Annotated in this window: 11 protein-coding genes; 2 read left to right on the plus strand and 9 right to left on the minus strand. The window is 63.5% G+C overall.

The window, feature by feature from the left end:
- From EOA24_RS16575 to EOA24_RS16610, 8 genes are all read right to left on the minus strand, one after another.
- The coding region (locus EOA24_RS16575) for a DUF72 domain-containing protein (RefSeq protein WP_133374531.1) at positions 1 to 575 on the minus strand (575 nt) is incomplete at its 3' end.
- A 28-nt stretch (positions 576 to 603) separates the two neighbouring features.
- On the minus strand, positions 604 to 1,062 hold the full coding sequence (locus EOA24_RS16580) for a GNAT family N-acetyltransferase (RefSeq protein WP_126082569.1): 459 nt from the start codon (positions 1,060 to 1,062) through the stop codon (positions 604 to 606).
- 106 nt (positions 1,063 to 1,168) lie between these two features.
- Positions 1,169 to 4,090 (minus strand): excinuclease ABC subunit UvrA, encoded by a 2,922-nt coding sequence (gene uvrA, locus EOA24_RS16585; RefSeq protein ID WP_126082570.1) that lies wholly within the window; start codon positions 4,088 to 4,090, stop codon positions 1,169 to 1,171.
- A gap of 794 nt (positions 4,091 to 4,884) precedes the next feature.
- Complete coding sequence (locus EOA24_RS16590) at positions 4,885 to 5,166, minus strand: hypothetical protein (RefSeq protein ID WP_126082571.1); 282 nt, start codon at positions 5,164 to 5,166, stop codon at positions 4,885 to 4,887.
- Between the two features lie 76 nt (positions 5,167 to 5,242).
- Positions 5,243 to 5,845, minus strand: coding sequence for an ATP-dependent Clp protease proteolytic subunit (locus EOA24_RS16595; RefSeq protein WP_126082572.1), 603 nt, complete (start codon positions 5,843 to 5,845; stop codon positions 5,243 to 5,245).
- A 16-nt stretch (positions 5,846 to 5,861) separates the two neighbouring features.
- Positions 5,862 to 6,338 (minus strand): SRPBCC domain-containing protein, encoded by a 477-nt coding sequence (locus tag EOA24_RS16600; RefSeq protein ID WP_126082573.1) that lies wholly within the window; start codon positions 6,336 to 6,338, stop codon positions 5,862 to 5,864.
- On the minus strand, positions 6,335 to 6,649 hold the full coding sequence (locus EOA24_RS16605) for a metalloregulator ArsR/SmtB family transcription factor (protein WP_127409912.1): 315 nt from the start codon (positions 6,647 to 6,649) through the stop codon (positions 6,335 to 6,337). Before EOA24_RS16605 ends, EOA24_RS16600 begins: the two co-directional genes overlap by 4 nt.
- A 45-nt stretch (positions 6,650 to 6,694) precedes the next feature.
- On the minus strand, positions 6,695 to 7,075 hold the full coding sequence (locus EOA24_RS16610) for a cupin domain-containing protein (protein ID WP_245467041.1): 381 nt from the start codon (positions 7,073 to 7,075) through the stop codon (positions 6,695 to 6,697).
- 196 nt (positions 7,076 to 7,271) lie between these two features.
- On the opposite strand from EOA24_RS16610, the gene EOA24_RS16615 reads away from it, so the two are divergent.
- Both EOA24_RS16615 and EOA24_RS16620 read left to right on the plus strand, forming a co-directional pair.
- Complete coding sequence (locus EOA24_RS16615; RefSeq protein ID WP_126082575.1) at positions 7,272 to 7,790, plus strand: single-stranded DNA-binding protein; 519 nt, start codon at positions 7,272 to 7,274, stop codon at positions 7,788 to 7,790.
- A 261-nt stretch (positions 7,791 to 8,051) separates the two neighbouring features.
- The gene (locus EOA24_RS16620) at positions 8,052 to 8,477 is read left to right on the plus strand and encodes an OsmC family protein (protein WP_126082576.1); all 426 of its coding nucleotides are present in this window, start codon (positions 8,052 to 8,054) and stop codon (positions 8,475 to 8,477) included.
- A gap of 76 nt (positions 8,478 to 8,553) precedes the next feature.
- Here EOA24_RS16620 and EOA24_RS16625 read toward each other — a convergent pair.
- A partial coding sequence (locus EOA24_RS16625; protein WP_245501805.1) for a MarC family protein occupies positions 8,554 to 9,004 on the minus strand: 451 nt, incomplete at its 5' end.

The following is a 9,004-nucleotide window of genomic DNA, read 5'->3' on the forward strand; positions in this document are numbered from 1 at the left end:
AATCGCGCATAGACGAAGTCGCCGGTGACGTCGGCGATCGCCGGATATTTGGCGTGGTCGGCATAGACGATCGCGGCGTTGTATTTGCGCGCCAATGCGGGGAACTCCGGCACGATGAAGCTGTCGTGGCGCACTTCGAGCGCATGGCGCAAAGGCACGCCATCCTGCTTCTCGGGCAGAAGCTTCAGGAACGCTTCGAAATCGTCGGCATCGAATTTCTTGGTCGGCGCGAACTGCCACAGAATTGGGCCGAGCTTGTCGCCGAGCGCGGTAACGCCGGAGCCGAGGAAGCGCATCATCGATTCACCGGCCTCGCCGAGCACGCGGCGATTGGTGACGAAGCGGTTGCCCTTGAGCGAGAAGACAAAGCCATCCGGCGCGTCGTCGGCCCATTTGACGAAAGTCGGTTCCTTGAAGCTGGAATAATAGGTGCCGTTGACCTCGATGCTCGGCACTTGGCGGCTGGCGTAGTGCAGTTGCTTGGCCTTGGCGAGCTTCTCCGGATAGAAGGAGGTATCCCACGGCTCGAAGGTCCAGCCGCCCATGCCGGAGCGGATTTTTCCTTGGGCAGTCATCGTCTTCCTCCTCCGTTTGAACCTGCTATCAGGCTGCCCGGTCGACGGGCTTCACCATGTCGACCAATGTCCATCCTGGTCTGTATGGATTGACGCGGCGACCCGTTTCACGATAGCCGTACGCCGCATAGAGCGCGATGTTCCGCGCCATGCGCGGATTGGTGTAGAGCCGCACTTCCGGCACTCCCCATGACCGGGCCTGCTTGTCGGCGAAGTCGAGCAATCTGATGCCGAGCTTCCTGCCCTGGAAGGCCGGCGAAACGGCGATGCTGAAGATCATGGCGTGGTCCGCATGACGCTCGAGCACGATCAATCCGGCGAGGTCCGAGCCTTCTTGCAGCAGCCAGACTTCGCCGCGCCCGATGCGCGGCCCATAATCCTCGGTGACCGGGATCGGGGGCGCGTCGAAGATGGCCGTGTAGGGCGCATAGGCTTCGGTGGTCAGCGCGACGATGCCGGCGAGATCGTCGGGGCGGGCCAGCCTCATGATTGGTCGACTCCGGCAGCGCTCGCGACAACCTTCTGCATCCCGGCAGCTATGGCCGCGACGGTATCGAAGCGGCTTTCGATGGAGATCAGGCCGCTACCTGCCATCACTCGGCCGCTTCGCGTTTGCCTCCGGGGCGCCGCTCCAGAAGCTCCTTCAGGAACTGGCCGGTATAGCTGCGCTTCTCGCGCACGATCGCTTCGGGCGTGCCTGATGCCACAAGCTCGCCGCCGCCGTCGCCGCCCTCGGGGCCGAGATCGAGCACCCAGTCGGCGGTCTTGATCACCTCGAGATTGTGCTCGATGACCACCACGGTGTTGCCCTGGTCGACCAGCTCGTGCAGCACTTCGAGCAGCTTGGCCACGTCGTGGAAGTGCAGGCCGGTGGTCGGCTCGTCGAGGATGTAGAGCGTCTTGCCGGTCGCCTTGCGCGACAATTCCTTGGCGAGCTTGATGCGCTGCGCCTCGCCGCCCGACAGCGTCGTCGCCTGCTGGCCGATATGAATGTAGCCGAGGCCGACCTGGTTCAGCGTCACCAGCTTGTCGCGCACGCCTGGCACCGCCGAGAAGAACTCGACGCCTTCCTCGACGGTCATGTCGAGCACGTCGGCGATCGACTTGCCCTTGAATAGCACGTCGAGCGTCTCGCGGTTATAGCGCTTGCCATGGCAGACGTCGCAGGTGACGTAGACGTCGGGCAGGAAGTGCATCTCGATCTTGATGACGCCGTCGCCCTGGCAGGCCTCGCAGCGGCCGCCCTTGACGTTGAAGGAGAAGCGCCCCGGCTGGTAGCCGCGCGCCTTGGCTTCGGGGAGTCCGGCGAACCAGTCGCGGATCGGCGTGAAAGCGCCGGTATAGGTCGCCGGGTTGGAGCGCGGCGTGCGGCCGATCGGCGACTGGTCGATGTCGATGACCTTGTCGAGGAATTCCAGCCCCTCGATGCGGTCGTGCTCGGCCGGATGCTCGCGCGAGCCCATGATGCGGCGCGAGGCCGCCTTGAACAGCGTCTCGATCAGGAAGGTCGACTTGCCGCCGCCCGACACGCCGGTGACCGCGGTGAAGGTGCCGAGCGGGATTTCGGCCGTGACGTTCTTCAGATTGTTGCCGCGCGCGCCGACCACCTTGATGCGCCGGTTCTTCTTGGCTTCGCGGCGCACCGCGGGCGTCGCCACTTCGAGCTCGCCGGACAGGTACTTGCCGGTGATCGAGGCGGGCGTCGCCATGATCTGCTGCGGCGTGCCTTGCGCGATGATGCGGCCGCCGTGGATGCCGGCGGCCGGGCCGATGTCGACGACATAGTCGGCATGCAGGATGGCGTCCTCGTCATGCTCGACGACGATCACCGTGTTGCCGATATCGCGCAGGTGCTTCAGCGTGTCGAGCAGACGCGCATTGTCGCGCTGGTGCAGGCCGATCGACGGCTCGTCCAGCACATAGAGCACGCCGGTGAGGCCTGAGCCGATCTGCGAGGCCAGCCGGATGCGCTGGCTTTCGCCGCCGGACAACGTGCCGGAGTTGCGCGACAGCGTCAGATAGTCGAGGCCGACATCGTTCAAGAAGCGCAGCCGCTCGCGGATCTCCTTGAGCACGCGCACCGCGATCTCGTTCTGCTTGTCGTTGAGCTGCGCCGGCAGGTCGGTGAACCACTGGTCGGCCTTGCGGATCGACAGCTCGGTCACTTCGCCGATGTGCTTGCCGCCGATCTTCACCGCCAGCGCCTCCGGCTTCAGCCTGTAGCCGTTGCAGGCGGGGCAGGGCGTGGCCGACATGAAGCGCTCGATCTCCTCGCGCATCCAGGCCGATTCCGTTTCCTTCCAGCGCCGGTCGAGATTGGGGATCACGCCCTCGAAGGTCTTGGTGGTCTTGTAGGAGCGCAGGCCGTCATCATACTGGAAGGTGATCTCGCGCTCGCCGGTGCCATGCAGCACGGCTTCTTTTGCCTGGGCGCTCAGATCCTTGAACTTGTCGCCGAGCTTGAAGCCATAGGCCTTGCCCAGCGCTTCAAGCGTCTGCGCGTAATAGGGCGAGGTCGACTTCGCCCACGGGCTGATGGCGCCGTCGCGCAGCGAGACGTTCTCGTCCGGCACGACGAGGTTGGGATCGATGGCGCGCTGGCTGCCGAGGCCGTCGCAGGTCGGGCAGGCGCCGAACGGGTTGTTGAAGGAGAACAGCCTCGGTTCGATCTCGGGAATGGTGAAGCCGGACACCGGGCAGGCGAATTTTTCCGAGAACAGGATGCGCTCATGCGTCTCGTTCTTCGACTTGTTGACCGAGTCCTCGCCGGTCAGGCTGGAGTCGAGCGGCCGGTCGGCGAACTCGGCCACAGCAAGGCCGTCGGCGAGCTTCAGCGCCGTCTCCATCGAATCCGCGAGCCTGGTGGCTAGGTCCCCGCGCACGACGATGCGGTCGACGACGACGTCGATGTCGTGCTTGTACTTCTTGTCCAGCGCCGGCACGTCGGCGATCTCGTAGAAGGTGCCGTCGACCTTGACGCGCTGGAAACCCTTCTTCTGCAGCTCGAGCAGTTCCTTGCGGTATTCGCCCTTGCGGCCGCGCACGATCGGCGCGAGCAGATAGAGGCGGGTGCCTTCGTCCAGCGCCAGCACGCGGTCGACCATCTGGCTGACCGTCTGGCTCTCGATCGGCAGGCCGGTGGCGGGCGAATAGGGGATGCCGACGCGCGCGAAAAGCAGGCGCATATAGTCGTAGATCTCGGTGACGGTGCCAACCGTCGAGCGCGGGTTGCGCGAGGTGGTCTTCTGCTCGATCGAGATGGCGGGCGACAGGCCGTCGATCTGGTCGACATCCGGCTTCTGCATCATCTCTAGGAACTGCCGGGCATAGGCCGACAGGCTTTCGACGTAGCGGCGCTGGCCCTCGGCATAGATGGTGTCGAAAGCGAGCGACGACTTGCCGGAGCCCGACAGTCCAGTCATGACGATCAGGCTGTCGCGCGGCAGGTCGAGATCGACGTTCTTGAGATTGTGTTCGCGCGCCCCGCGAATGGAAAGATATTTATGGTCGGCCATCGCCGGTCGCCGCCTCAGATCTGGAATTTGCTGGATTGGGCGGGTTTGTCCCGGCCATCCCCTATGTAGGTATTTTTGCCGCCACGTCGAGAGACGCCACAATCTCGACGGAACAAGCCGATTATGGGTTTAACCGCCTTTCGCGCGAGCGGGCAAGCGGAAAGAACAAAGGCCGAACACGCTCCTGACAAAGCGTTGTGGAAACATTCGCGTCATGCGCTGTGCAAACAGTTGCTCGAAGCCTCGTGAAGACAAGTGTCGCCGATGCCCGCCTCGTCGATCCACGAGCCACTCGGCTTACCCGCACGTAACCTCCCGGCGATCACATTTTTCGGTAACCGGCTATTCAACGGTTGACGACGGCGACTCACGGGGGCAGTCTCAAAGGCGTCAACGAAGCCGGCTGTCTTTCGATGGCCTCGCCGCCCAACAGGCGGCCTGCGAGACGCCGCAGGCGATAGCGATTAGCGCTTCGAACGACATTGTCGCAACGGACCCAGGAGCGGAGCATGACGCCACCGGACAGTCCCTTGAGGCTCCACACGGAGATGGAGCCGCGGCGGGCATAAGTGCCAGGGCAGACTTGAAACGCCGGCCCGACAAACCGTGACTTGCCGATTCCCTACAATCAGAGACCATAGTCGGATCGTCGGCTGAACGCCGCGTTGCATCCGAAACAGAACGCCGGCAGTCCACTCCCGGCCAAAGTTGGATTTCAGATCCATGAAGCCCCATCCGTCTGCACAGCAGGGATGGGGCTTACATTTTGTGGGGCGCTCAACCCGCGACCGCGATCAGTGGTTCGGTAGCTTCATCCCGCCCGTTGCCATGTCGATCGTTATGCTGCCGCCGATCCTGACATCGGTGTTGCCGATCTTGAACGAGCCGTCGCTGCCGGCGGGCTGCGCGTCATCGGGTTCCGGCTGCGGCGCCGGTTTGGCGATGCGATAGTCGCCGCTGACGCCGGGCAGTTTCTGCGACTGGCTGTCGTCGGCCAGTGCGGTGCCGGCCATCAAGGCGCCGGCAAGAGCGGCGAGGGCGGCGCATAAATGTCTGGACTGAACGGACCTGATCATGCGCGGACTATAGGGACGCGGCTGAAGCGATGCCAGACGCGCGGCGATCAAATTGCCGCGCGCCTACTCCGCTATATCAGGCCGCTTTCTTGCGCGTGTCATACACGTGGTCGACGAGGCCCCAGTCCTTCGCTTCCGCGGCGCTCATGAAGTAGTCGCGGTCGAGCGTGCGCTCCACTTCCTCGTAGGTGCGGCCGCAATGCCTGGCGTAGAGCTCCGTCATATGCTGCTTGGTGCGCACGATGTCCTCGGCGTGGCGCTGGATGTCGGAAGCCTGGCCCTGGAAACCGCCAAGCGGCTGATGCAGGACGATCCTGGTGTTGGGCAGCGCGATGCGGCGTCCCGGGGAGCCCGCCATCAGGAGAAACGAGCCCATCGAGGCGGCGAAGCCCATGCAGACCGTCGACACCGGACAGGAGATGTATTGCATCGTGTCGTAGATGGCGAAGCCGCTGGTCACCATGCCGCCGGGCGAGTTGATGTAGAGCGAGATCTCCTTGTCGGGATTGTCGGATTCCAGCGACAGCAGCTGGGCACAGACCAGCGCCGAGACATTGTCGTTGATCTCGCCATTGATGAAGACGATGCGCTCGCGCAGCAACCGCGAAAAGATATCGAAGGAACGTTCGCCGCGGCTCGACTGCTCGATGACCATCGGCACCAGATTGGCAATGCTCATGACGGGTTTCCTCTTATCAGGCCGCGCGCAGCATCATGCAGGGCGCATTGGCCGCGGTCGGGGTCTTGCGCGCATAAAGCGAGAGCCCGCAGCCGGCGCCGGCAATGGCCAGAACAGGCTCAGCCACCGGCACGAAGCCATCATGCACGATCCGAAGATGCGTGCCTCCGGAGGCTGTCCGGGCCAGCGTGAAGGTGACGATGCTGTCAAAGGCGGGAAGCTGGTCGGCATCCTTGTCGGCCGGCCGCTCGCGCCAGGAATAGCGCAGCAGCCGGCCAGGCTCGGCTTCCAGCACCTCGCATTCGATCGGCGCATCCGGTCCGGCAAAGGTGAAGCAGCTGCCAGCTTCCGCCTTGATGTCGTTCGGCATCATCCAGGCGGCCAGCAGTTCCGGCTCGGTCAGCGCCCGCCAGACCTTTTCCGGCGGATCGGCAAGCTCGCATTCGAAGCTGAGCGGGGCCTCTGCCGCTGTCGGATTCTCTGCCTTGGTCATTGGGCCATTCCCTTCAGAACCGTCTTCAACTTCTCGATGCCTTCCGGCCAGAAGGCGCGGTAGCGTTCGATCCAGCCGAGCAGCGGGTCGAGCCCCTGCGGATCGGCGCGGTAGTAGGCGTTGCGGCCAGCGCGCCGCTCGACCACCAGGCCGGCGCCGCGCAGAATGGCGAGATGCTGCGAGACCGCCGGCTGCGACACGCTCATGCCGGCGCGCAGCTCGGTCACTGTCATCTCGCTGGCGGTCAGCCGCTCATAGACGGCGCGACGGGTGGGGTCGGCGAGCGCCCGGAAAATCTCTGCTTCGATCATGCGGAAAGCATAAGTCGATACTTATAGATTTGGCAAGCGCTGTTTTTATGATGTCCAGCGCTTCACCGGATTCGCGGCTCCGTCGAAGCTTGCTTCGAAGATCGGCGATGCGAGCACGGCATGGATGCGGAGCATGCCGGACCCAATGTTGCGAAAGCCATGCCTGCGATGCGCCGGGATGATCAGCGACTGCCCCGCAGTCAGTACTGCTCGCCTGTCTTCGATCCACATTTCGGCCTCGCCGGCAATCACTGTCAGCACTTCCTCCACCGAATGCGAATGGGTCGGCGCCCCGGTTGCCGGTTCGACCCACTGTTCGAATATGCAAAGCTCGGCCGCGCCGTTGGCGGCGGCAACACGCATCCGCGTCTCCACTCCGGTCCGCCAAAGTTCGCGCGGCTGATCCTCATGTGTCAGGGTGTTCATTCGGAGATATCCCCTTTCGTTTCCCACACCAGGACACTACCTCTTGCTGACATTCCTTGACAGAAGCATCGGTTATGCTAGAACGAAAGAGGAACAAAAACCTTGTGGGAAAAGCCAGCCTTTACGGGCGTGGGCGGCCCTGAGGCTGTAAGGTGAGCGACTTAAAATTTGTTTCGGATGAGCGCGGAGAAGTACGATGGCGGGTAGCGTCAACAAGGTCATTCTGGTCGGCAATCTCGGGGCGGACCCTGAAATCCGCCGCCTGAATTCCGGCGATCCGGTCGTCAACATCCGCATCGCCACCTCGGAAAGCTGGCGCGACAAGAATTCGGGCGAGCGCAAGGAAAAGACCGAGTGGCATAATGTCGTCATCTTCAACGACCAGCTCGCCAAGGTGGCCGAGCAGTATCTGAAGAAGGGCATGAAGGTCTATGTCGAGGGCCAGCTGCAGACCCGCAAATGGCAGGACCAGACCGGCAATGACCGCTACACGACCGAGGTGGTGCTGCAGAAATTCCGTGGCGAGCTGCAGATGCTCGACGCGCGCGGCGAGGGCGGTAGCGGCCAGGTCGGTAACTATTCAGGCGGCAGCAGCCGTGGTTCCGATTTCGGCCAGTCGGGCCCGAACGAAGGTTTCAGCCGCGGTGGCGGCGGTTCCAGGGGCGGCGGGGGCGGCGGCGCGTCGCGGGAGCTGGATGACGAGATCCCGTTCTAAGCGTCTCGACATGGTCGTTTAGAGGAAGGCGATGTCGCTCGGACCGCTTCCGTCGGCGCCGCCTCCAATCCCATGGCATGCCTTCGCGGCCTTTGCCGCTTAGCCATCCATCCTTCGCCGGCAGTAACCTTCATAGAGCGGGACACTTGTGAGGGCTTCGGCCGGCGTAGGCCGGTTCTCGGAACCCGCCATTTTCTGCGCGGCCTGACCTGAATCTCAACAGGCCTTAGCGCGGACCGGAATTTCTCAAGGAAGACCACCGTGAAAGCACGCGTCAAATGGGTCGAGGAACGCACCTTTGTCGGCGAATCCGGCAGCGGCCATAAGGTCGTGCTGGGCACGGCGCATGGGCCGGATGGCAAGACGCCTGGGCCGAGCCCGATGGAACTGGTGCTGATCGGCACCGGCGGCTGCTCGGCCTATGACGTCGTGCATATCCTGGAGAAAGGCCGCGAGGCGGTCGAGGATTGCGTGGTGGAGCTCGACGCCGACCGGGCCGAGACCGACCCGAAAGTGTTCACCCGCATCCATATGCATTTCATCGTCAAGGGCCGCGCGCTCTCGCATGACAAGGTGAAACGGGCGATCGACCTGTCGATCGAGAAATACTGCTCGGCCAGCGCGATGATGGCGAAGACGGCGACGATCACGCATGATTTCGAGGTGGTCGAGACGGGGGCGCAGTAGGGCAGTAGGGCAGTAGGGCAGTAGGGCAGTAGGGCAGTAGGGCAGTAGGGCAGTAGGTGGGCTGCTTCGCAGCCTCTTAGGCTGCCATGAGCGCCCTGACGCCGTCGGCCACGAACTGGACCGCCAAGGCCGCCAGGATCACGCCGAGCAACCTGGTCAGAATCGAGCGGCCGGTCTGGCCGAGGATGCGGTCGATGCGTTCCGACAGCACAAACACCAGATAGGTGATGACGAGGCAGAGGAAGATGATGCCGACCAGGGCTGCCTGCGCGGCAAAGCCTTCGAAATGTCCCGACAACAGCACGGTCGCCGAGATCGCGCCAGGGCCGGCGATCAGCGGGATCGCCAGCGGGAAGGCGGCGATGTTGTGGATCATGTCCTTGGTGATGGCGACGTCGCCGATCTTCTCCTTGCGGTCCTGGCGGCGCTCGAACACCATTTCGAAGGCGATGAAGAACAAGAGAAAGCCGCCGGCGACGCGGAAGGCCGGCAGCGTGATGCCGAACACCGACAGTATCGAGGTCCCG

It is taken from the genome of Mesorhizobium sp. M2A.F.Ca.ET.039.01.1.1 (assembly GCF_003998035.1).
GTDB lineage: Bacteria > Pseudomonadota > Alphaproteobacteria > Rhizobiales > Rhizobiaceae > Mesorhizobium.

Bases quoted from the DNA above. Each gene is read 5' to 3' on its own strand.
- EOA24_RS16615 (WP_126082575.1), top strand. From the start codon at position 7,272: ATGGCGGGTAGCGTCAACAAGGTCATTCTGGTCGGCAATCTCGGGGCG.
- EOA24_RS16610 (WP_245467041.1), bottom strand. From the start codon at position 7,075: ATGAACACCCTGACACATGAGGATCAGCCGCGCGAACTTTGGCGGACC.
- EOA24_RS16590 (WP_126082571.1), bottom strand. From the start codon at position 5,166: ATGATCAGGTCCGTTCAGTCCAGACATTTATGCGCCGCCCTCGCCGCT.
- EOA24_RS16595 (WP_126082572.1), bottom strand. From the start codon at position 5,845: ATGAGCATTGCCAATCTGGTGCCGATGGTCATCGAGCAGTCGAGCCGC.
- EOA24_RS16600 (WP_126082573.1), bottom strand. From the start codon at position 6,338: ATGACCAAGGCAGAGAATCCGACAGCGGCAGAGGCCCCGCTCAGCTTC.
- uvrA (WP_126082570.1), bottom strand. From the start codon at position 4,090: ATGGCCGACCATAAATATCTTTCCATTCGCGGGGCGCGCGAACACAAT.
- EOA24_RS16580 (WP_126082569.1), bottom strand. From the start codon at position 1,062: ATGAGGCTGGCCCGCCCCGACGATCTCGCCGGCATCGTCGCGCTGACC.
- EOA24_RS16605 (WP_127409912.1), bottom strand. From the start codon at position 6,649: ATGATCGAAGCAGAGATTTTCCGGGCGCTCGCCGACCCCACCCGTCGC.